The organism is Bifidobacterium animalis subsp. animalis ATCC 25527 (genome assembly GCF_000260715.1).
Taxonomy (GTDB): Bacteria; Actinomycetota; Actinomycetes; order Actinomycetales; family Bifidobacteriaceae; genus Bifidobacterium; species Bifidobacterium animalis.
In genome coordinates this window covers 1,200,117-1,222,396 of record NC_017834.1, presented here as the reverse complement: position 1 = coordinate 1,222,396, position 22,280 = coordinate 1,200,117, and the positions used below count along the sequence as shown (strand labels likewise).

The window sequence follows — 22,280 nt, the reverse complement described above, 5'->3', positions numbered from 1 at the left end:
GCTTTGGAAAATGCGGCCGCCAGCGTTATGCCACCGGCCGAATACATTGTAGCGGCAGCGGGAAACCGCTGTGTGACATATGTGAAACAGCAAGTGACGGCATGTGAAAAGGGCCTTGGAATATTCCAAGGCCCTTTTCACATAGCTTTCGAAGCACTGGTGTCAGAAGAACAGCACCGCCAGACCCCAGCAGATGAGCACCAGGATGATCGAGGCGATGAAGCTGGCGATGAGCGGCTTGACGCCGGTCTTCGCGATCGCCTTGAAGTTCACGTTGATGCCGAGGGAGGCCATGGCCATGCCGAGGAAGATCTTCGCCACATCGCCGCCGAGCGCGTTGATGAAGCCGGCGCTGGCGGGAACCGTCTGCAGGAACAGGGTACCGATGGCCGCCGTGGCGATGAAGCCGAGCATGAACCAGGGGAATGCGACCTTGCGCTTGCCGCCCACCTCGGTGACCTCGCTATGACGCTTATCCCACCAAATCGCAACGATGATCGAGACGAACACGAGCATGAGCACACGGGAGAGCTTCATGATGTTCGCCATGGTGGCCGCATCGACCTGACCGGCGGGGACTGGACGGTTGAGGCCTTCACCTGCTGCGACGGCATGGGCGATTTCGTGGAGCGAACCACCTGCGATGAAGCCCTCCTGGGGCTGGGTGAGGTTGAGCAGCGGCAGAATGGCGATTTCGAGCAATGCGAAGATGGTGCCCATGATGGCGACGATGGCGATTGCGGTGACTTCGTCGTTCTCTTTCTCGCTCTCACGTTTCGGGGAGACCTTGATGGAGCCGGAGACACCCATGACCGCCGCGGCTCCGCAGATGCCGGTGCCGCAGGAGACCAGGATGGCCATGAGCGGGTCGACGCCCATCCAACGGCAGATCCAGTAGGTGACGAACACGGTGACGGCCACGACGAGCGCGGCGAGAGGCAGACACTTCGCACCTGTGGTGAAGAGCAGCTCGAGATTGAGTTTGAAACCAAGCAGAATAATGCCGAAGCGGAGGAACTTGTTGGCGATGAGGCCAGCCGCGTCCTTCACACCTGCCGCACGTTGCGGATCATCCTTGGTGTACCAGGCACGAATCGGGAACTGAACCACCATGCCGATGAGCAGGGCGATAATGAGCGCGCCGAGGATCTTGAGACCTTCGAATTGCGCGGCCCACATGCCGATGAGAGTGGCCACCAAGGTGATGACGGCAATCAGCGCCATCTGTTTTGTGGCAATGCGTTTGGCCCATTTGCTACAGAATTCTTTCATGGTTTTCATAATACATTTGCTCTGTACATGAGACGGATATTTCACTAGTTGGAACAAAATTTTGTGGATACTTCGTGAATGCGGTGGTTGTTACGCTCTCAGAGCGTGTCTTGTAGGAATTTGGTTATGGCCGTCCGCTAAACTGGGTGAGTTTGCGCACTCGCGCATTGTATTACGACATGAAAGGCCATCGTGCCACTTACACCATCGTTGAATGATTTAGATACCACTATGAATGATGCGGACTCCATATATGAGGAGCCTGCGCGCTCGTTCGGTGAACTCGGCGTGCCCGGGCCGCTTGTTCGCCTGCTGGCTGCCGACGGCAAGAAGACCGCGTTCCCCATCCAGCAGGACACGCTTCCAGACTCACTTGCCGGGCGTGATGTGCTCGGCCGAGGGCAGACCGGTTCCGGCAAGACCTTGGCCTTCGGACTGCCGCTCGTCTCCAGGCTTTCCGATATGGATCGTGCCGACGACCATGATTTCCCCCGTGACATGGATCCGCAGGCATTGCGTAAATCGCTGCGGTTCAAGCGCGGCGTCTCGAAGTACATGCCGCATCCGCGCGGTCTGGTGCTGGCGCCGACCCGTGAGCTCGCCAATCAGATCAGTGACGTGCTCACCCCCCTCGCAGATGCTTACGGCATGGCCGTCACCACGGTATACGGCGGTGTCAAGTACGAGCGACAGTTCCGGGACCTCGACGATGGCGCCGACATCGTCGTCGCTTGCCCGGGGCGCCTGGAAGATCTGATTGAACAGCAGGCGCTGACGCTCGCCGATGTGCGCATCGTGGTGCTCGACGAGGCCGACGAGATGGCCGACATGGGCTTCCTGCCGCCGATCAAACGCATTCTCAAGCAGATTCGCCCCGACGCGCAGCATATGCTGTTCTCGGCCACGCTCGACCATGGTGTCGACGAGGTGGTCAGCGAATTCCTGCACGATCCGAAGGTGCATAGTGTCGATGAGGTGACGTCGAATGTCGATTCGATGACCCACCATCTGTTCCTCGTATCCCGCAACGACAAGGCGGCCGTCGTGAGGGAGCTCGCCAGTGGACGCGGCCGCCGCATCCTGTTCACGCGTACGAAGTTTCAGGCCAAGAAGCTCGCCCACACGCTGACGCAGAGCGGGATCCCGGCAGCCGAACTCCATGGGAACCTGAGCCAGCACCAGCGCGATCGGAACCTGCAGGCTTTCGAATCCGGTCAGGTGAATGTGCTCGTGGCCACCGATGTGGCGGCCCGCGGCATCGATGTGAGCAACGTGGGTCTGGTGGTGCAGGTCGAACCGCCGGAGGATCCCAAGTCGTTCACCCATCGCTCCGGCAGAACCGCCCGTGCCGGCCAGTCCGGCGATGTGGTCACACTCATGACGCCGGATCAGAAGCGCAAGATTCGTCACCTGTTCAAAGAGGTCGACATCAAGCTCAAACCAGTCGAAGTCACCCCCGAGTCCCCACAGGTGCAGGAACTCGTAGGGCAGAAAGCCGATCCGGTGCATGGCTGGGAGCTTCCCGAGCTTGAACGCAAACCGCGTAAAAGCAATGGCGGCCGCAAGTCGCGTCGTGACCGGGGTCGCACGAACCGTGATGAGGAACGGGGCAGCCGCTCGGCTCGTGGTGGACGCCGTACCGGCAAGGGCGAGCATCGGCCCACCGAACGCGAACGCCAGATTGCCAAGGAGCAGCAGGAATTCGCCGCATTGTTCCTCGGCGATGTGAGTTCGGACAACCCACGTTACTCCGAGCCTGCGGAGTCAGAACAGGCGAGCCGCCATGAGCGCGATCGCCGGCGCGACGAACGGCCGCGCAACCGGCGGGAACGTCGCGCCGAGCAGTTCGGCGAGGCCGGTGACGACCGTGATTACAAGAAATCACGCCAGAACCGCAACAACGGCAAGAAACGCATCGAACGGCGCCATGCCCGTCGCGAGGAGGAGCGTGAAGAGCGTCGGGGTGGCAAACGCATCCACCACCACGACAACGACCGTCTGTTCGATGCCCGCGATGAATCAGTCAAGCGCCATGAACGCAGGCTCGAGGCCCGCGAACAGACCCGAACCGCCCCCAAGCGTGCCCGGAAGTCAGGCAAGTACAGCCAGTTCAAGAACAAGGGCAAGCGCCGCAACGATAATCCGTTCCGCGGGGGCCGTGGTCGTCGCTGAACGTGTGTACGGGTTCGCCCTTTGGCCGTGAGGGTGGGCATAGGTATCGTCACTGTCGCAAGCTCCCCTACGTTCCTCAACCTATGCCCACCCTCACGGCCAAAGGGAGTGCCATCTCGCATGTTTAGGCTGTCTTGCCTGTGTTTGGGGTGGCTGGCAGGCACATTGAGGAACGTAAGGGAGCTTACGACAGTGACGAAATGTGCCTGCCAGCCACCCCAAACACCTCACCTGATTGATTGTAAGGATTATTTCTGGGGGTTCTCGGATGAAGTTGTAGCCGAGGGATCACCGCCGTTCATGAAGCCCGCGCAGAGCGCATTGAGGTATTCGGGGGCGAGGCGGGTGGCGAAGGCGACGCCCTTCGCGAAGGCCCCCGCATAGCCCAGCGCACGGCCGAGTTGCATCTTGTGGTACGCGAACTGGGCAATGGCCTTCGGTGTGGAGGGTCTGACCATCGTGAAGAAATTGCGCCCCTGCATGGCGGCGGCCTTTTCGAATCCGGTGCTGATAGGTCCGGGGCAGATGCACGTGACGGTGAGGCCGGTGCCGCGCACCTCGTGGGCCACGGCCACGCTCAGTGAGCGCACGAAGGCCTTCGAGGCGTAATATGCGGCCATATACGGCCCCGGAATCGTTGCCGCGACTGAGGCGATGTTGAGAATCCGCCCGTCGTGACGGCTCACCATGCCCTCGCCGAACAGACGCATGAGCTTGGCCAGCGTAACCATGTTCACCTGCATCATCGCATTGAGTTTCCGCCTGTCCTCATGCATGAAGTCCGCCCAATCCCCGAAGCCCGCGCAATTGACGAGCGTATCGATCACGATGCCTTTCTTCTGGGCATAGCGAAACAGTTTCTCGGCGGCCTCGGTGTCGGAAAGATCGAGCACCACCGACGTGACGTGCACATGGAACTGCTTGGTCAATTCCGCCTGCAGCTCGGCAAGCTGGTCCGCATGCCGTGCGGTGAGTAGGAGATCGTGATCGTCGTTGGCGAACAGCAGCGCCAGTTCGCGCCCCAAGCCGCCTGTCGCACCGGTGATCAAAGTGGTCATAATGCCTCGATTCGTGCAATGTTCTGATGCGTGGGTATTGACATGCGCATCGATATGCCCCACACTAATCACGCGGGTTGCACATGGCATGCTTTTCCGCCACGCGTGGAGCACGGCGGGAATATGTGTGGGCGCGCCCACGTTGTCGTAACGCAGGCATTCATCCAGTGGGAGGCGCAACATGACGTTGGTTTGGCCGATTCTAGGTGCCGTGGCACTCACCGCGTTCATTGCATGGTTCTTCTTCGCCCCTAGGAAAGCCCACAAGGCGCAGGTCTCACAGGGTATGCAGACCGCGCATGTCGTCGTCCGCGGAGGCTACGAGCCGTCGCTCATTGAGGTCGAGGCCGGGACGCCGATCGTACTCGACTTCGATAGGAAAGAGAGCGGGGAATGCTCCTCCCACGTCGTGTTCTCGGAGCTCGGCATAGATTGTACCCTGCAGGCGTTCGCCCATACCGAGGTGAGGCTGCCCGCCCTCGCACCCGGGGAATACCCGTTCGCCTGTGGCATGAACATGCTCCATGGGATGCTGCGGGTGACCGGTGAAGGCAACGGGGAAGCCGCCGCATCCGAATCCAATGGCGTGTCGGAGGCCACAGGACTTTCCGATGCGGAGCAGCTCGAACAGCTGCAGTCGGCGGACGACACCGAGCGTGCGCATGAGATCGGCGAGCTCAGGAGAAGACTGATCGTCGGTATCGCGTTCACGGTGCCTGAACTGCTCATCGCCATGCTGCCCATGATCCCTGCTGTGGGGGCATGGATGGCGCATACGATGCCCGCATGGGTGATGAGTCCCTGGCTGCAGCTCGTACTCACGGTGCCGGTGATGTTCTATTGCGGTTGGCCCGTCCACCGTACCGGCTGGCTCGCCATTGCCCACCGCGCACCGGAAATGAACTCTCTGGTCACCACGGGCACCTGTGTGGCCTTCCTGTACTCGCTGTTCGTCACAATCTGGCCAGACGCGTTGCCCGTGGGGTCACGCGAACCCTATTACGAGGCGGTGGCGACGATCATCACGCTGATGATTCTCGGGCAGCTGTTCGAAGCGAAGGCGCAGGCCGGCACCGGCGCGGCGATCAAGGCGTTGGTGGGACTTCGGGTGAACACGGCGCATGTCGTCACGGAGCATGGTGTGCGGGATATCCCCACTGCCGACGTTGCGGTGGGCGACATCATCGAGGTGCGCCCCGGCGAGAGCCTGCCGGTCGACGGCATTGTCGTGAGCGGCCACACGAGCATCGACGAGTCGATGGTGACCGGCGAGTCGATGCCGGTGGCGGTGGGGGAAGGAGCCACCGTGGTGGGTTCGACGGTCAACGGCAATGGCACGATCCGCTACCGTGCCACCTGTGTGGGATCCCAGACCGTGCTCGCACAGATCATTCGGCTCGTGCGTAACGCGCAGACCTCGAAGGCGCCCATCCAGCGCATTGCGGACCGGGTGGCCGGCGTGTTCGTGCCGGTCGTCATGATCATCGCCGTCTGGACTTTCGTCTTCTGGCAGATGGCTCCGATGCCATTGCATGTGCTCTACGGCATTGTCTGTGCGATTAGCGTGCTCGTCATCGCCTGCCCGTGCGCGCTTGGACTGGCGACCCCATTGAGCATCACCATCGCCACGGGGAAGGGCGCACAATATGGTGTGCTGTTCCGTTCGGCGCAGGCGCTCGAGAACACGCATCGCATCGACACCGTGGTGCTCGACAAGACCGGTACGATCACCGTGGGCAAGCCGCAGGTCGTCGACGTGGTGGGTCTGACCGATGATGACGGCGGTCCGATCGACGTCTCCCATATGGCTAGGATACCGGGATTCTCGTATGTCGCCGCAGTAGAGGCGAAATCCGAGCATCCGCTTGCTGAGGCGATCGTGCAGGCATATCGCTCCGAGGTACAAGCCCCGCATGGGGCGTTGCCACAGGTGCGTGATTTTCATAACGAGCCCGGTGGCGGTGTGAGCGGCCACGTCGAGGGCCACCGCGTGGTCGTAGGCAATGAACGCTTCGTGCAGGCGCATGTTGATGAAGATGCAGCGGTTTCGAAGCGGGTGTATGACGCCGTCGACCAGATGGCCGAGAAAGCACGCACGCCGGTCGTCGCTGCTGTGGATGGCGTCGTGATCGCGGTCATCGCCGTCGCCGATGCGCTCAAGGAGACCTCGGTCCAGGCAATCGAAGCATTGCAGACGCGAGACATCGACGTCGTGATGCTCACCGGCGACCATGAGGCCACGGCCCAGGCAATCGCCCGGGAGCTCGGCATCACCCATGTCGTCGCACAGGTCACGCCTGCCGATAAGGAGGCCGTTGTACGCGAGCTGCAGAACCAGCACCGCGTGGTGGCCATGGTGGGCGATGGCATCAATGACGCGCCAGCGCTCGCCAGGGCCGATGTCGGCATGGCGATGGGTTCGGGCACCGATGTGGCAGTGGAATCCGCGGATGTGACGTTGATGAATTCGTCGCTTGAGTCGGTGGTCACCGCCATCGATCTGTCGGACCGCACGATGCGCAACATCCACCAGAACCTGGGCTTCGCGCTTGGTTACAACGGACTGGGCATCCCGGTCGCCGCCGGTGTGCTCTACCCGCTATGGCATGTGCTGCTCAGTCCGATGATCGCGGGTGCCGCAATGGCGTTCTCCTCATTGTCCGTTGTGCTCAACGCAAACAGACTGCACGCCCTCGTGCCGAACCATGCTAAGCCTGTACGCAGAGGTGCGCGCACGCCGTTGAATCTTCGTTTCGCGTTGCCGTCGCAGACTCCCCAGTCCTGCGACACGCACACCGACTGCCAGCATGAATCCACCACGGAACATGAACATAAGGAGCATACCATGGCACATCAGGAACACATCGACCCAATCTGCGGCATGGTCGTCGATCCGAAGGACGCCGCCGACACCCGCGTCTATGACGGGCGGACGATCTACTTCTGCAGCAAGCATTGCGCAGGTGTTTTCGACGAGGATCCGGCGAAATACGAAGTCGGGCAGTGAGATGACAATGCAACGGACGGAGACGGCCGCCCCCGAGACGCATGTGGCCTATATGGCCGGCGGATGCTTCTGGGGACTCGAACGAGCCATGCAGAATGTCGATGGCGTCCTTGACACCACGGTGGGATACGCGCAATCCACTACGCCGGATCCCACCTATCGCATGGTGTGTTCGGGAACGACCCATGCCGTGGAAACGGTGCGCATCGATTACGATCCGATGCGGGTGAGTCTGCGAACACTGACCTTGCTGTTCCTGAGCATCATCGATCCATTCAGCGTCGACCGTCAGGGCAACGACGTCGGGTCGCAATACCGTTCCGGACTGTATCCGGCCGGTGCGCATGCCGCCGAGCAGCGCGCGGTGTATGAGCAGGCGTTGGACGAACTCACGCAACGCTCCGGATCGACTCCGGCCGTTGAGATCGAGGATTTGCGCAATTTCACGATTGCGGAGCCCGAACATCAGGATTACCTGCTCGCCAATCCAACAGGCTACTGTCATATTCCACTGAACGTGATCGACCACATGCGCGAACGTCAGCGTCATATCGAACGCATCTGGAGCCTGACCCCGGAACAGTATGCGGTCACGCAGCAGTCCGCCACCGAACCGCCGTTCCATAACGAATATGATCGCCTGTTCGACCCCGGCATCTATGTGGATCGAGTCAGTGGCGAACCGTTGTTCTTCTCAACCGACAAATTCGATTCCGGCTGTGGCTGGCCGTCGTTCAGCACGCCGATCGATCAGGGGTCGGTGCGCATGGTCAAGGATTACAGCTTGCCGCTGCACCCGCGACTTGAGGTGCGGGCCGTGCATTCCGACAGTCATCTGGGCCATGTGTTCGCAGACGGCCCCCGCGAACGTGGCGGCATGCGGTACTGCATGAATTCGGCGTCACTGCGATTCGTACCGCGAGATCGGATGGCCGAGGAAGGCTATGGGAACCTGGTAGGCGAGCTCGACGCGCGGCTGAGCACTTCTGCCGGCGAGTGAGGAATCACATTCCGGCTCAGTGCGTGTGCGTGCGTGCGGCAATGCTCACGATAATCCCCACGACAAAACCGGCGAGCGCTGGAACGACCCAACCAAGAGCCACTGAGTTGAGTGGGAGCCAATTGCATGCCGTCTCGAGCCATGCCAGCCGTCCACCGAACGCGGCGACGAGATTGGCGATGCCATTGGCCACGCTGTCGATGGCGGTGAACAGCACCGTCCAAAAATACACAGCGGGGAAATGCCGCGTGAACACGCCATGCAGGAGCGAGAGCAGCACGAGCACGATGGCTATGGGGTACAGGGCCTCCAACACCGGTACGGAGAGTTTGATGATGGCGCTCAGCCCAATGTTCGCAATGACCAGTGCGATGAATGTGAATACGATGGTCCAACCCCGGTAGTCAAGCACGGTGCCGAACTGCTTGTGGAAGTAGGACGAACAGGTGGAGATGAGTCCGGGGCACACATTGAAGCAGGCTACAATGAAGATGAGTCCCACGAACATGGTGCCCACATGGCCGAACAGACGGTCGGTGAGATTGGTCAGCACGGTGGCGCCCGTATCGGTGGCGCCATCGATTGCCTGATACGAACCGGAGACCGCCCCCACAAAACCCAGCATCGCATATATTATGGCGAGCATGATGCCGGTGAAGATACCTCCGATGCCGGTCTCCGCGCGATTGTCATGCTCGTCTTCGACGCCCATCGAGGAGATGTTCGCGGAGATGACAATGCCGAAATAGAGGCCGGCGAGCAGATCCATCGTCTGGTAGCCGTCGATGAAGCCCTGCATCAGCTGATGGTGCGCATAGGAGCCCTGCGGATTCGCGAATCCGGGATGTTTGGCGAACAGGCAGGCGGCGAACAGCACGACGATCATGACGAGCAGCAGGGGACCCATCACCTTGCCGAGTACTTGCGACAGCTTGTCGGGATGCTGGGCCACGAGGAACGCCAAGCCGAAGAACACCAATGAATACAGCAGACGCACCAGCCACAGGTTCTGTTGGCTGGCGAAGGGAACGACCGCCATTTCGAACGAGGTGGATGCGGTGCGTGGAATGGCGAACAGCGGCCCGATCGTGAGCATGATGGCCACGCCCAGCACCAGCGCGAAACGTTTGGACACCCTGACGCTCAGATTGCCGAATCCGCCCGCCTGCGCCACGACGATCACGCCGAGGATCGGCAGTCCCACTGCGGAGACGACGAAACCGACCATGCCCACGAGCGTGCGATTGCCGGCGAGCGCCCCGAGATAGGGAGGAAATATGAGATTGCCTGCGCCGAAGAACATCGAGAAGAACGTGATGCCCACGACGATGCGTTGGCGTGTATCGAGTCGCTTGTGCGAATGAGGATTCGGTTTGCCCATGTCTGCTCCTGCGTGCCGTGTGTGCCTTTCCTATTGTGCCTGCCTATGCGACAGATTTGTGCACGCTGTCAGAGGAAAACGTGTCTGTGCCGTATGTTCGGTTTTAGTGTGGCGCTTGAGCGACATCGAGGAGACGCCATATGAATGTGAACACGCACGTATGCGGTCCCACGCTGGTTCTGGCCTCGTCGAACACAGGGCTCATGCCTGTGCTGAGACGTGAGCTCGGTCCGTTGCGTGGCGTCCGCATGGCGTTCATACCGACGGCGAGCACGGTGGAGCCGTATGGGGTGCTTGTCAGGCTCATGCGCATACGGTTCGTGCTCGCTGGATTACGAGTGCAGATGGTGGATCCCGAACGTATGGCCGCCGCTCAAGTATGTGCGCGATTGCAGTCCAGCGACATCATCTATGTGGGTGGCGGCAACACATTCCATTTGATGCACCATCTGCATGCGTCCGGTGCGGATGACGTCATTCGCAAGCTGGTGCGCGAAGGGGTGCCGTATGTGGGGGAGTCGGCTGGGGCGGTGGTGGCGTCTGACGACATCTCGTACATTGCACCGATGGATGAGAACAGGGGGCATACGCATATGCGGGGGCTCGCCCTCACGCGCTTCCATGTCATTCCGCACGTCGGCTCGGTGTCGATGGGCTCCAGCGCACGTCGGATTGTCGCCATGCATGCCGGGCAGCAGGACTATGTCCCGCTATTCAATGGTCAGGCATTGGTCGTTCGAGGTCATGTGGCTCGAATTGCCGCGATGCCTTTGGTCGAGCAATTTCGCCGACTACGCAATGCATGCCATGAATGCATGCACAGTGCAGGGAAGATGCATGTGCATTAGGCAGAATGTGGGCTAGACTTGGGTGACGGAACACAATCGAATACAGGAGGCATACATTTATGAGTGCACCGGCAAATGTGGGTGTCGTAGGACTTGCTGCCATGGGGGCGAGTCTGGCTCGTAATCTGGCCCGTCATGGCAATGCCGTGGCCATCTACAACCGGCATTATTCCCGTACCGAGAAGCTCATGGAGGAGCATGGCGACGAGGGTGCGTTCTACCCGGCGAAGACCGTCAAGGAGTTCGTCGATCTGCTCGAACGTCCCCGTACTGCCATCATCATGGTCAAGGCAGGATCGGCCACCGATGCGGTGATCAACGAGCTTGCCGAATACATGGAGCCTGGCGACATCATCGTCGACGGCGGCAATGCCTATTTCAAAGACACCATTCGCCGTGAGAAGGAACTGCGCGCCAAGGGTCTTCATTTCGTGGGCATGGGTGTCTCCGGCGGTGAGGAAGGCGCATTGCTCGGACCATCGATGATGCCGGGTGGCAGCGATGAGTCGTGGGAGCGTCTCAAGCCGATTCTCGAATCGATTGCGGCCAAGGCAACGAATGGCGAGCCGTGTGTCATGCATGTGGGCGAGAACGGGGCCGGCCATTTCGTCAAGATGGTGCACAACGGCATCGAATACGCCGACATGCAGCTCATCGCCGAAAGCTACGACATCATGCGTCGTGGCCTGAATATGACGCCCGATGAGATCGGCAGCGTGTTCGAAAGCTGGAACAAGACCGATCTCAACTCCTACCTCATCGAGATCACCGCCGAGGTGTTGCACAAGAAGGATCCGCGCACCGGAAAGCCGTTGGTCGATGTGATCGTCGACCATGCAGGCATGAAGGGCACCGGAACCTGGACGGTGCAGACCGCCCTTGAACTCGGTGTTCCGGTCACCGGCATCGCCGAGGCCGTGTTCGCACGCGGGCTCTCCGACCAGAACATACTGCGCGAGATGGCACAGCAGAATCCGTTTGCAGGTCCCGACGGCCATATCGATCTCGGCGATCTGAGCCGCGAGGAGTTCATCGGGCAGATCCGTAACGCACTCTATGCTTCGAAGATCATCGCCTATGCGCAGGGCTTCAATGAGATCAGCGTCGCGGCACAGACCTATGGATGGAACATTGACATGGCGCATCTGGCACGCATCTGGCGTGCTGGCTGCATTATTCGTGCGCAGTTCCTTGACCGTATCTCCGAGGCCTTCGAATCCGGGCAGGCCGATGTCTCGCTGTTATTCGCCCCGTATTTCAAGAGCGGCATAGAGCAGAGCGAGGCGGATTGGCGCAGCGTTGTGGCCACTTCGGCCAAGTCCGGCCTGCCGGCGCCGGTGTTCTCGTCATCGCTCGCGTATTTCGACGGCCTGCGTGCCAAGAGGCTTCCAGCCGCGCTCACGCAAGGTCAGCGTGATCTGTTCGGTGCACACACCTATGGCCGTGTCGATATGCCGGGTGCCTACCATATCCTGTGGGCTACGCCTGAGCAAAATGAAGTCAAGATCTCCGACTGATCTCGCTTGTGGTATGGGAACGGGGCGGATGCATGTTCATGCATCCGCCCCGTTCCCATACCACAAGCTGTGCGGGTATCAGCAGTCCCGGCCGGCCGCCTCGTCAGTGATCCAAAGCACCTGCTGCACAGCATCTGCATAAGAGGCGGGAAGGGCGGGATTGTTCTGGGCGTGGAACGTCGATCCCATCGCCTCGGCCTTGCCCTCACGGGAGCCGCACACCCACACGTAATCCGTCCTCACGATCATCGGCACCGTCAATGTCAGGCGCAATGGAGGCATCTTCGGCGAATCCGTCACACCCGTCACCAGCACATCGTGGTCGTTGATGCCGACTTGGGGCATATTCGGAAACAGGGAAGCGAAGTGACCGTCGGGCCCCAGGCCGAACATCGCGATGTCCAAATGGCCATTCTCACCGAGTTCCTTTTCGAGCTCGTCCTGATAATCGGCCGCCGCAGCCGCCAACGCCACGGCGTTGTCCTGATCGGTGGCGGCTGTGAGCTCCTCCTGCGAACGGCGGTCTGCAGGCATTTCGTGAATCTGATTGCGGGCGATGCGTTTCGTTTCCAACAGCATGTCGAGCAGCGCGTCATATGCTCCCACGGCATTGCGCTCGGCGCTGTTCGCAGCCACGAAGCGCTCGTCCCCCCACCACAGATGCACCTTGCTCCAATCGGGAACGTCAAGCAGCGGACTGCCCGCGAGGGCGCGGAGGATGGCGATGCCATCGGTGCCACCTGTCAATGCGATGTCGACGCGTTCGCGGTCGGGACGGCACAGAATGTCATTGGCCAGCAGCAATGTGCGTGCCGCCACGGCGTCGGCGAGAAGTTGGGGGGTGGGGTAGGAGATGTGTTCGCGGTTCATGGGTCCTCGTCTTCGAAAGGGTGGTAAAAAATAAGATGCTGCCCGCTCAAACAAGCGGGCAGCATGAAGGGCAGGGAATGTGTTAGCGGATGCTCGGGTGAATCTTCTGCCAGCCTTTGGTGAGCACTTCGGCATAGATTTCATCGGGGTAGAGTCTGCCGAGTTCCTCGCTCATGCAATCGACCATCGAACGGATCGGCAGCGGCATGGCCTGTGGTGACTGGCCGGGTACGCTAATGCGCGCAATGCCCTCTTCACTTGGACGCCGTTCCAGACTCAGCTCGCCGTCCTTGCGGGTGAGGTAGACGCCGGTGATCGCCTGCGCATTCGGCTCGATCTCGATGGTGACCGGCACATTGAGTCGCAGGGTCAGCCATGCGGCCAACAGATCCATGGGCAGGTAGTCCTGCTCGCCGGTGATGCGCACCGACTGGATCGGCAGATGCGGCGGCTGATCCACCATTGAGGCGAGCACGGCACGCCACAGCGTCAGCCGTGTCCATGACAGGTCGACGTTCTTCGATGACCAGTTGCGGCGTAGATCCTCAATGGTGCGTTGCGGGTTCGATGAGCGGTATGCGTCGGTGATACGCGTGTGCGCCATCTGCCCGAGTAGGTCGTGCGACGGGTTCGCCGGCGCTTCGGTCGGCCACCACACCACCATCGGGGTGTCAGGCAGCAGCAACGGAATCACTAACGTGTCGAGGTGATGGGTGAGGCCGCCGCGCGGGCGCAGAATGATGATTTCGCCGGCGCCGGCATCCGCACCCACACGCAGTTCCGCATCGAGATAGGTGCGTTCGGACTCGGGTTCGGTCATCTCCCTATGACTTGGGCAGATGGCGATGACACGGCATGGGTGATCGCGGCTTGCCTCGTTGGCAATGCACAGCGAACTCTCGAGGTTCTTCTCGTCGGTTGCGACCACAAGCGTGAGCACACGGCCAAGTGCGGCCTCGCCGCGCTCCTCGTGGAGCTCGTCGATCTTTGCCGAGATCTCATCGGTCTGGGTATCGGTCAATGTCAGGATCATGGCATCCTCCAACGGTGTCCATCACGGGCAAGCATCTCCACCGCCTCCTGGGGGCCCCATGTGCCGGCACGATAGGGCTGTGGTTGGCCGAGCGTGGACCAGAAATCCTCGATGGGGTCGAGGATCTTCCACGACAGGTCCACTTCCTGCGTGGTCGGGAACAACGGCGGATCTCCCAGCAGCACGTCGAGGATGAGGCGCTCGTAAGCCTCGGGTGACGATTCGGTGAACGAGCGGCCGTAGCTGAAGTCCATCGAGACGTCACGCACTTCCATGGTGGTGCCTCCCGGAACCTTGGAGCCGAAACGAATGGTGACGCCCTCATAGGGCTGGATGCGAATGACGATGGCGTTCTTGCCGAGCTCCTGTGTGGCGGTGCTGTCAAAGGGCAGATGCGGGGCGCGCTTGAACACCAGCGCAATTTCGGTCACGCGACGGCCAAGGCGCTTGCCGGTACGCAGGTAGAACGGGACGCCAGCCCAGCGACGCGTGTCGATATCGAGTCTGACGGCCGCATAGGTTTCAGTGGTGGAATCCGGGTTGATTCCTTTCTCCTCCAGATATCCCACAACCGGACGGGAACCCTGCCAGCCGGCTGAATACTGCCCGCGAGCGGTATGCGCGGCAAGGTCTTTCGGCAGGCGCACGGCCGAGAGAATCTTTGTCTTCTCATCGGTCAGATCACGCGCGTTGAACGAAACCGGTTCCTCCATGGCCGTCAACGCGAGCAACTGCAGCAGATGGTTCTGGATCACATCGCGTGCCGCACCAATGCCGTCGTAGTAACCGGCTCGCCCCTCCACGCCAATGTCTTCGGCCATCGTGATCTGCACGTGGTCCACATAGTTCGAATTCCATATCGGCTCGTACATGGAGTTGGCGAAGCGCAACGCCAGCAGATTCTGCACGGTCTCCTTGCCCAGGTAGTGGTCGATGCGGAACACCGAGTTCGGGTCGAACACCTCGGAGATCACGCGGTCGAGCTCCTTGGCGCTGGCCAGATCGTGCCCGAACGGCTTTTCGATGATCACGCGTCTCCAGGCATCGCCGTTCGATTTGGCCAGACCGCAGTTGGCGAGCTGCTGCGCCACGAGCGGGAAGTCACGGGGCGGAATCGACATGTAGAAGGCATGGTTGCCGCGTGTGCCACGGTCCTTGTCGAGTTCGGCCACCGTGTTGCTCAGGCGCTCGAACGCATCGGCATCCTCGAAGGTGCCATGCACGAAACGTATGCCCTCTGCAAGCTGGTTCCAGGTGACCTCGTTGAAATGCGTGCGGCAATGCTGCTGCACATTTTCCTTGACGAATTGACGGAAATGATCCTCCGTCCAATCACGCCGTGCGAAACCGGTGAGACCGAAGCTTGGCGGCAGCAGGCCCCGGTTTGCGAGATCGTAGATCGCCGGCAACAGTTTCTTGCGAGCCAGATCGCCCGTGACACCGAAGATCACGATCGAACATGGCCCGGCGATGCGGGGAAGCCTCAGATCCCGTGGGTCGCGCAACGGATTGACCCAGGGCGAGTCCCCGGGAATGTGCGTTGTGTGTTCAGTCATAGTGTTCATAGTAATACCTGAGCAGGGGAGCGGGGTCTCGCCTGTTCAGCCTATCGCTATACACATGTGCCTGCGCTATGCAAACGCATGGGGAATATGCATGCGGTACACGATGGCTGGTGTTGGCATATCCGCGTTCCTAGGAACGTTTATTGCGGCCGAAGGCATTGCGCACAGTTGACACGATATGGGCCAGAGGCGTATAGCCTCGCTTTGCGGCAGGTGGCGCGAGCGGGCAGCTTGCACAGATGATCGAATCGGGATCGGGCGTGCATGAACCGGTTCCACATCCCGAGTCTGTCGAGAGCGACACGAAGTCAAGCCGCCCGCGCTCGCGTGCGAACACCGCGATCTGTTCGATGAAATCGCGTGGCAGATTGCTCGCGCGTGCAACCTCGCCCACCGACATACCCGATTCAAGCGAGCGGATGGTGCGTTCTACCACACCGTCCGCTCGGCCGCTGTCGGTAGTCGGGCGCGCGCCCGTCCGACGGAAACCGGTGCTCACCAGATGAACCTCAGCAACTGGAACGCGAGCACGGCGAGCACATAGGCGATGATCAGACTCATGCCCACGGATTGCATCGCTATCTTCATATTGAACTGCCGTCTCATCTCCGCCACCGTGGCCAGACATGGTGTGTACGCGAGCGTGAACACCAGGAACGCAATGGCCGCGGCCTTGCCGTGCCCTCCGGACGATTCATCGAACGACGAGCGCAGACGGGCGCCAAGCGAGCCTTCGCCCTGCTGCTGCTCGTCCTCATCGCCGGTGTTGATGCTGTACGATTGCGCCATGGACGCGACAACGACCTCCTTGGCCACGAAGCCGGTCATCAAGGCGGCCGATGCATGCCAGTCGTCGAAACCCGCGGGCTTGAACACAGGGGCCACGGTGTCGGCCACAACGCCATACACCGAATCATGCACATCATCCACCGCAGCGAACGAGCCGGCCGTCGCGGTCGCCGGAATGCTCTGCAGCAGCCACATGGCGATGAGCATGGTGATGATGATCGAGCTCGCGCCACGTACGAATCCCCACAGGCGCATGAGCACCGAGCGAATGAGCACGACGAGACGCGGCCACTGGTATGGCGGCAGACTCATTGCGAAAGGCTCGGAGGTCAGGCTTGTGAACTTCACCTTGCGCAGCAGGATGCCCACCAGCAGAATGAGCACGATGGAGATCACATACATGAGGAACACCACAAGACCCGCCTGCTCGCGGAAGAATGCATAGGCGAGCACCATATACACCGACAGTCTCGCGGTGCAGCTTGAGAACGGCACAAGCATGCCCACCATCACGCGTTGGCGCGAATCGGGCAGCGTGCGGGTCGCGGCGAGCGCCGGCAGATTGCATCCGAACCCGATGACGATCGGCAGGAAGGCGCGCCCGTCGAGATGCATGCAGCGCATCGCCCTGTCCATCACGAAGGCCGCGCGGGTGAGGTATCCGGAGTCTTCGAGCAACGACAGGCAGATGAACATGATGCCCATTGGTGGAATGAATGTGCCGATCGTGACGATGCCGTCGATAAGCCCGTCGACGACGAGTGAGTGGAACCAGCCATATACGGCATGCGGCCCGAATAGATTGAAGACCCAGTCCACGCCTGCGGTGAGCCATTCGCGCACGGTGCCGTCCACCCAATCCTGGGCAGGGCCGGCCAATACCGTGGTGGCCTGGAACATCGCATACATGAGGGCGAGGAACACGATGACGCCCAGGAACGGGTTGAGCAGCACGCGATCGATGCGGTCGGAGACCGTCACGCGGTCTCGTGCCTGCATATTGAGCTGTGAAAGCACCTGTGCGGCCCAGTCGAATCGTGCGTCGGCATTGCCCTCCACCCATTGCGGCACGTCGACAGTATGAGGGTCGACGGCGGTGAGTCCCGCCGGCAGCGCTGTACCGGAGAAGTGGGTGCCGACCATATCCATGAGCTCACGCTTGCCTTCGCCGGAACGGCCGTTCACCTCAACCACCGGGACGCCTCCCAGTGTGTGCGAGAGCTCCTTCGGGTCTATGCCCGCTCCCTGTTTGCGTGCGAGGTCGTTCATGGTCAATGCGACCACGGTGGGTTTGCCGAGTTCGAGAACCATGGCAAGGAAATACAGCGAGCGCGAGATGTTCGTGGCGTCGAGCACGGTGACAATGAGGTCGGGATCCTTCTCCCCATCCAGACCCATCACGGCGTCGGCCGCCACTTTCTCATCGGGGGAGAGCGGAAGAAGGGAATAGGTGCCCGGTGTGTCGATGAGATCCCAGGTGTCGCCATCATGCGTGTATTCGCCTTCCTCAAGCAGCACCGTAGTGCCCGGGGCGTTCATCACACGGCTTTTTGTGCCGAGAATCGCGTTGAACAGCGAGGATTTGCCGACGTTCGGATTGCCGATGAACACGATGCGTCGGTGCGAGTCATTCGCTGAGATGCGGTGACCGCCGGTGTCGCAGCATGGCTTGGTATGGCGGCTGCCATTCCCGTCGTGTTTGCGGGGCAGTATGGCGGCGAAGCCGCGTGAGTGCTGGGAATGTGATTCGTTGCTCATATCGGTCCAAACCTTGGGAATCGTGGAATTTCGCAGATGGAATGGTACTCAATGCGCGGTCTGCGTGGTGGTTGTGGTGACATGGATGCTGCGTGCCGTGGACTCGTCGAGTGCAATGCGTTCGGTGCCCTTGGCCACCACTCGCCCTCCGAAATTCGACTTCTGCACCACGCGTACGGTCACGCCGTCGCGCAAGCCCAGCTCGAGCATGCGGAACCGATGGCGCTCATCGAGCGCGATGTCTCGGATCACCACGTCGGTGTTGAGGGGGCAGGTCTCCAACGTGAGGGAGTGGGATGGCGATGTTGAACTCATGGTTTCAGGAAAGCGCGGAATGGTTCGTAAGTCAAGAGTTTTTATGCAAAAACCAGGCAATAATCTCAGATTTTGGTCATGGACTGCTCAGTATTCGGTATGAAAAGAGGTGGGGCGTGCCTTCGCGAGGCTCGCCCCACTTCGTATGAGGCCGCTCTTCAGTCCGTTGTCGGTGAGATGACGTTGCCGTCGGCATCCACGTCACGGCAGGTCTGTCCGAGTTTTCGCGACATGGCGGCGATGTCGAGCAGTGAATCGAGTTCGGTGCGATCGATGTCGGTGCGTTCCCCGGCCACTTCGCGCACCGATTTGCCGGTGGCGACGGCTTCCTTGGCTATGTTCATCGCCTGCTCATACCCGATCTTCCCATTCAGCGCGGCACAGATCGATGGCGACATCTCCGCGTCTCTCCGTCCCTGCTCGACGTTGATTCTCAGTCCGTCGACGCATTTCGTGCGGAACATGTCCATGGCGTTGATGGCGATTGTCATCGCGGTGAGTATCTCGTGAATGATGAGCGGGTCGAAGGCGTTGAGTTGGAGCTGGCCTTCCGCGCATGCCCAGTTGACGGTCACATCCATGCCGAAGATCGTGAAGCAGCATTGGTCCACGCACTCGGGAATCACCGGATTGATCTTGCCGGGCATGATCGAGGAGCCTGCCTGCCGCGGGGGAACCGTGAGATCTCCGAAGCCGCAATGTGGGCCGGAATTGAGCAGGCGGAGGTCGTCGGCCGCCTTCTTCAGGTGCACCGCAAGATTCTTGAGCACGGCACTGGCTTCGATGTAGGAGCTGGTGTCGGTGACGGCGGCCACGGGATCCGAGGCGGCGGTGATGGGCAGGTCGGTGATTTCGGCGAGCACGGCGGTGGCGGTGTGGCGGAAGCGAAGATCGGCACAGATGCCAGTGCCAATTGCCGTGGCCCCCAGATTGAATACGCACAGCCGTTTCGCCAACGTATTCATGGCCTCCAAATCGGTCGCCAGGAAGCTCGCCCAAGCGTGTATCTCCTGACCGTAGGTCATGGGCACCGCATCCTGCAGTTGTGTGCGACCGATCTTTATATCGTTGCTATGGCGGTCTGCCTGCAGGTGGAATGCCTCACGAAGCCGCTGCGTGGCCTCGCGCAGAGGTTTGAGACCTTGGAGGATGGCGAGCCTGCAGGCCGCAGGATAGGTGTCGTTGGTGGATTGGCTTTGGTTCACATCGTCGTTGGGATGAATGTACCCGTAGTCGCCACGGGGCTTTCCGGCCAGCTCAAGCGCGCGGTTGGCGATCACCTCGTTCATGTTCATGTTCAGGCTGGTGCCCGCTCCGCCCTGCAGCACGTCAACGGGAAACTGGTCGGCAAGCGCGCCGTTCTCGATCTCCAGACAGGCCTGCTCGATGTAATGGGCCTTGCGAGCGTCGAGCATGCCCAATTGGTAGTTCGCTATGGCGCAGGCGCGTTTGACGGTGGCGTAGGCTCGGATGAGCGCAGTATGGGAGCCGTCGGCGATGCCGGTGACGGTGAAGTTGCCCATGGCTCGCTGGGTGTGGATGCCCCAGTACACGTCGGCAGGAATCTCCATTGTGCCTATGACGTCGTGTTCCAGCCGCGTTTCTGCAGCCTGTCTGGTCGAATCCATGCTTCTGCCTTTTCCTTTCCACAAGCCCGGCGGTCTGTTGCCCCGCATTCCCGGAGGCGTTCCATGCTCTGGGCCGACGCAACCATTGTAGGTGCGGTCTGCCGGAGTTGCCCGGAGTAGTATTGCTTACAGCCAACTTGCCGGAATCGCGGTGGAAGAGAGGTTCAATAGGGCTATGAGCAATTTCGATTCCAATGAAACCATTCAGTTCACTTCCTCGAAGCCCGTCTACGACTTCTATGTGGCGGGGCCATATGAGACGGCGGAACAGGTGGAGAGCATGGAGCGCCTCGAGAAGGTGCTCAACGACCGCGGCATGAGCATGTACCGTCCGCGTTTCGCCATGGACGTCAACGTCTCGGGTCCACAGGCGGTCTTCGACAATCGTATTGCCGCAATCGCCAATTCCCGGGCCGTGATTGCCAATATGGACGACAACGATGCGGGCGCCGTCTTCGCGCTCGCCTACGGGTATGCGCTCGGCAAGCCGGTGTATGCCTATTGCGAGGGGATTCTGCTGAACGGTCGCATCAGTCTGATGGTGGATCAGGCCGCCACGGCCGTGCTCGATGGCCCCGCCGATCTCGAGAGCCTGCTCGATTCGGGTCGTGTCAAGCCGCTGGACCTCGACCAGCACTGAGAGTCGATGGGGCCGATCTGTGGCCGGCCCCGCCATGTCCAATGTCCACTGAGCATACAGCAGAATTCGAGCCGCCTCGCGCCGATGTGATCGGGCACGCGCAGGCGGCCCATAGCGATCTCGATACACAGCTCATCGCGTTCTTCGAGGAGTTCCGCCGTGTCGACTTGATCTACGGCGCGTATGGGCGTCGTTCCGGATTCTCGTTCAGCGTGTATCTCATTTTCGACTACATCTGCGAGAACGACGGTACGTCGCAGCGGGAGATTTGCGCCTATACGTTGCTGCCCCGCCAGACCGTGAACAATGTGATCAATTCGCTTGTCGCACAAGGATTGCTCCGATTGCAGGGCAGCAATCGCGACAAGCGCATCAAGCGAATCCACCTCACCGAGGAGGGGGAGCGTTACCGGGAGCGCATGATTGCACCGTTGCGTCAGGCCGAAGTGCGTGCGATGTCCACACTCGAACCCGCAGAACGCCGTGCAATGATTACCTATGTCGACAAGTTCATGAACGCATTGGAACAGCAAATCGACGGCATTGACGCCTGACACGAAGCATTGTGGTGCCCAGTGTTCTGTTTCGTCCGCACCGGTAGAGTGTGGTGTGCGGGAGGCGTGCGTCCACGATAAGGTGGTCTATGCGTCTGTTGCCATATATTTTGTTTTGCCGGAGCTCGCGATTGGATGGGTGCCGATGGACGATTTGATTATCTCCGGATTCCGTGTCGATTGGAGGCGGCTTGGTGCCTCATATGTGAATCGGATTCCCGCATTGCGCTCGCTCGACGAACTGGAGTTCGGTTCACCCGTCGTGTTTCTGGCCGGAGAGAACGGGAGCGGCAAATCGACGCTGCTGGAGGCAATCGCGGTGGTATGCGGCTTCAGTGCGGAGGGTGGTTCGCGCAACTATTGTTTCAGCACTTATGATGACTGCTCAGATCTGGCTGACGCGCTTGTTCTCTACCGCAAACGAGCGATTCCGCCATCCAGTTTCTTCCTGCGCGCCGAGAGCTTCTTCACGATGGCCACGCAGGCGCGTGATTACGATCGAGGTCGCAGCGCGATGTCTGCATTGCATGAGATGTCGCATGGCGAAGGCTTCCTCGAGATCATGCTGTCACGCAATGCGCCCGACCTCTATCTCATGGATGAGCCCGAGTCCGCATTGTCCGCCGGCCGGCAGCTGGCCCTTCTGGCGCATATGCATCGGTTGGCGGAACAGGGCGCACAGTTCATCGTCGCCACCCATTCACCGATACTGCTCGGGCTGCCGGGAGCGCAGATTCTTCAATTCGATGATGATGGCGTTCGCCCGTGTGACTACGAGGACACCGACGCCCACCGCATCACCGCATCGTTCATCAATCATAGGGGCGTGCTCTTGCGTCATCTGTTTGCGGACGAGGGACGGTGACGTCGCTT

General features: G+C 60.5%; 18 protein-coding genes. 8 read left to right on the top strand and 10 right to left on the bottom strand.

The window, feature by feature from the left end:
- Nucleotides 1-162 precede the first annotated feature (162 nt).
- Nucleotides 163-1,272, bottom strand: coding sequence for a YeiH family protein (locus tag BANAN_RS05195; protein WP_041777019.1), 1,110 nt, complete (start codon nt 1,270-1,272; stop codon nt 163-165).
- A gap of 231 nt (nt 1,273-1,503) precedes the next feature.
- Here BANAN_RS05195 and BANAN_RS05190 point away from each other — a divergent pair, with 231 nt between their 5' ends.
- On the top strand, nt 1,504-3,444 hold the full coding sequence (locus BANAN_RS05190; RefSeq protein ID WP_014697871.1) for a DEAD/DEAH box helicase: 1,941 nt from the start codon (nt 1,504-1,506) through the stop codon (nt 3,442-3,444).
- A gap of 248 nt (nt 3,445-3,692) precedes the next feature.
- Here BANAN_RS05190 and BANAN_RS05185 read toward each other — a convergent pair whose 3' ends face one another.
- Nucleotides 3,693-4,502: an SDR family NAD(P)-dependent oxidoreductase gene (locus tag BANAN_RS05185; RefSeq protein ID WP_014697870.1), complete on the bottom strand. Its 810-nt coding sequence runs from the start codon at nt 4,500-4,502 to the stop codon at nt 3,693-3,695.
- Between the two features lie 181 nt (nt 4,503-4,683).
- Here BANAN_RS05185 and BANAN_RS05180 point away from each other — a divergent pair, with 181 nt between their 5' ends.
- Together BANAN_RS05180 and msrB are read left to right on the top strand one after the other, a co-directional pair.
- The gene (locus BANAN_RS05180) at nt 4,684-7,509 is read left to right on the top strand and encodes a heavy metal translocating P-type ATPase (protein ID WP_014697869.1); all 2,826 of its coding nucleotides are present in this window, start codon (nt 4,684-4,686) and stop codon (nt 7,507-7,509) included.
- A gap of 7 nt (nt 7,510-7,516) precedes the next feature.
- Nucleotides 7,517-8,509, top strand: coding sequence for a peptide-methionine (R)-S-oxide reductase MsrB (msrB, locus tag BANAN_RS05175; protein WP_014697868.1), 993 nt, complete (start codon nt 7,517-7,519; stop codon nt 8,507-8,509).
- Between the two features lie 16 nt (nt 8,510-8,525).
- Here the strand turns inward: msrB and brnQ are convergent, their stop codons facing one another.
- The gene (gene brnQ / locus BANAN_RS05170; protein ID WP_014697867.1) at nt 8,526-9,890 is read right to left on the bottom strand and encodes a branched-chain amino acid transport system II carrier protein; all 1,365 of its coding nucleotides are present in this window, start codon (nt 9,888-9,890) and stop codon (nt 8,526-8,528) included.
- A 140-nt stretch (nt 9,891-10,030) separates the two neighbouring features.
- Here brnQ and BANAN_RS05165 point away from each other — a divergent pair, with 140 nt between their 5' ends.
- Both BANAN_RS05165 and gndA read left to right on the top strand, forming a co-directional pair.
- Entirely contained in the window at nt 10,031-10,738 is a 708-nt protein-coding gene (locus tag BANAN_RS05165) for a Type 1 glutamine amidotransferase-like domain-containing protein (protein WP_014697866.1), read from the top strand.
- Between the two features lie 59 nt (nt 10,739-10,797).
- Nucleotides 10,798-12,255: an NADP-dependent phosphogluconate dehydrogenase gene (gene gndA, locus BANAN_RS05160; RefSeq protein ID WP_041777018.1), complete on the top strand. Its 1,458-nt coding sequence runs from the start codon at nt 10,798-10,800 to the stop codon at nt 12,253-12,255.
- Nucleotides 12,256-12,333: 78 nt separating this feature from the next.
- Here gndA and pgl read toward each other — a convergent pair whose 3' ends face one another.
- The 7 genes from pgl to BANAN_RS05125 form a co-directional block, all read right to left on the bottom strand.
- Nucleotides 12,334-13,125 carry a 6-phosphogluconolactonase gene (gene pgl, locus BANAN_RS05155; protein WP_014697864.1) on the bottom strand — a complete coding sequence of 264 codons (792 nt, stop codon included), beginning with the start codon at nt 13,123-13,125 and terminating at the stop codon, nt 12,334-12,336.
- 82 nt (nt 13,126-13,207) lie between these two features.
- Entirely contained in the window at nt 13,208-14,158 is a 951-nt protein-coding gene (locus BANAN_RS05150) for a glucose-6-phosphate dehydrogenase assembly protein OpcA (protein ID WP_014697863.1), read from the bottom strand.
- Entirely contained in the window at nt 14,155-15,714 is a 1,560-nt protein-coding gene (gene zwf, locus BANAN_RS05145) for a glucose-6-phosphate dehydrogenase (RefSeq protein ID WP_014697862.1), read from the bottom strand. Before zwf ends, BANAN_RS05150 begins: the two co-directional genes overlap by 4 nt.
- 139 nt (nt 15,715-15,853) lie before the next feature.
- Entirely contained in the window at nt 15,854-16,159 is a 306-nt protein-coding gene (locus BANAN_RS05140; protein ID WP_237705782.1) for a hypothetical protein, read from the bottom strand.
- Nucleotides 16,160-16,218: 59 nt separating this feature from the next.
- Entirely contained in the window at nt 16,219-18,270 is a 2,052-nt protein-coding gene (gene feoB / locus BANAN_RS05135) for a ferrous iron transport protein B (RefSeq protein WP_014697860.1), read from the bottom strand.
- 48 nt (nt 18,271-18,318) lie between these two features.
- Nucleotides 18,319-18,585: a FeoA family protein gene (locus BANAN_RS05130; protein ID WP_080571636.1), complete on the bottom strand. Its 267-nt coding sequence runs from the start codon at nt 18,583-18,585 to the stop codon at nt 18,319-18,321.
- A gap of 158 nt (nt 18,586-18,743) precedes the next feature.
- Nucleotides 18,744-20,213 (bottom strand): aspartate ammonia-lyase, encoded by a 1,470-nt coding sequence (locus BANAN_RS05125; protein ID WP_014697858.1) that lies wholly within the window; start codon nt 20,211-20,213, stop codon nt 18,744-18,746.
- A gap of 175 nt (nt 20,214-20,388) precedes the next feature.
- Here BANAN_RS05125 and BANAN_RS05120 point away from each other — a divergent pair, with 175 nt between their 5' ends.
- From BANAN_RS05120 to BANAN_RS05110, 3 genes are all read left to right on the top strand, one after another.
- Entirely contained in the window at nt 20,389-20,853 is a 465-nt protein-coding gene (locus BANAN_RS05120) for a nucleoside 2-deoxyribosyltransferase (protein WP_014697857.1), read from the top strand.
- A gap of 41 nt (nt 20,854-20,894) precedes the next feature.
- Complete coding sequence (locus BANAN_RS05115) at nt 20,895-21,407, top strand: MarR family winged helix-turn-helix transcriptional regulator (protein ID WP_014697856.1); 513 nt, start codon at nt 20,895-20,897, stop codon at nt 21,405-21,407.
- A 145-nt stretch (nt 21,408-21,552) separates the two neighbouring features.
- Nucleotides 21,553-22,272: an AAA family ATPase gene (locus BANAN_RS05110; protein WP_014697855.1), complete on the top strand. Its 720-nt coding sequence runs from the start codon at nt 21,553-21,555 to the stop codon at nt 22,270-22,272.
- Nucleotides 22,273-22,280: the final 8 nt, after the last annotated feature.

Bases quoted from the DNA above. Each gene is read 5' to 3' on its own strand.
- BANAN_RS05125 (WP_014697858.1), bottom strand. From the start codon at position 20,213: ATGGATTCGACCAGACAGGCTGCAGAAACGCGGCTGGAACACGACGTC.
- pgl (WP_014697864.1), bottom strand. From the start codon at position 13,125: ATGAACCGCGAACACATCTCCTACCCCACCCCCCAACTTCTCGCCGAC.
- zwf (WP_014697862.1), bottom strand. From the start codon at position 15,714: ATGACTGAACACACAACGCACATTCCCGGGGACTCGCCCTGGGTCAAT.
- gndA (WP_041777018.1), top strand. From the start codon at position 10,798: ATGAGTGCACCGGCAAATGTGGGTGTCGTAGGACTTGCTGCCATGGGG.
- BANAN_RS05115 (WP_014697856.1), top strand. From the start codon at position 20,895: ATGTCCACTGAGCATACAGCAGAATTCGAGCCGCCTCGCGCCGATGTG.
- BANAN_RS05180 (WP_014697869.1), top strand. From the start codon at position 4,684: ATGACGTTGGTTTGGCCGATTCTAGGTGCCGTGGCACTCACCGCGTTC.
- BANAN_RS05120 (WP_014697857.1), top strand. From the start codon at position 20,389: ATGAGCAATTTCGATTCCAATGAAACCATTCAGTTCACTTCCTCGAAG.
- msrB (WP_014697868.1), top strand. From the start codon at position 7,517: ATGCAACGGACGGAGACGGCCGCCCCCGAGACGCATGTGGCCTATATG.
- BANAN_RS05185 (WP_014697870.1), bottom strand. From the start codon at position 4,502: ATGACCACTTTGATCACCGGTGCGACAGGCGGCTTGGGGCGCGAACTG.
- BANAN_RS05110 (WP_014697855.1), top strand. From the start codon at position 21,553: ATGGACGATTTGATTATCTCCGGATTCCGTGTCGATTGGAGGCGGCTT.
- BANAN_RS05150 (WP_014697863.1), bottom strand. From the start codon at position 14,158: ATGATCCTGACATTGACCGATACCCAGACCGATGAGATCTCGGCAAAG.
- BANAN_RS05130 (WP_080571636.1), bottom strand. From the start codon at position 18,585: ATGAGTTCAACATCGCCATCCCACTCCCTCACGTTGGAGACCTGCCCC.
- feoB (WP_014697860.1), bottom strand. From the start codon at position 18,270: ATGAGCAACGAATCACATTCCCAGCACTCACGCGGCTTCGCCGCCATA.
- BANAN_RS05165 (WP_014697866.1), top strand. From the start codon at position 10,031: ATGAATGTGAACACGCACGTATGCGGTCCCACGCTGGTTCTGGCCTCG.
- BANAN_RS05195 (WP_041777019.1), bottom strand. From the start codon at position 1,272: ATGAAAGAATTCTGTAGCAAATGGGCCAAACGCATTGCCACAAAACAG.
- brnQ (WP_014697867.1), bottom strand. From the start codon at position 9,890: ATGGGCAAACCGAATCCTCATTCGCACAAGCGACTCGATACACGCCAA.
- BANAN_RS05190 (WP_014697871.1), top strand. From the start codon at position 1,504: ATGAATGATGCGGACTCCATATATGAGGAGCCTGCGCGCTCGTTCGGT.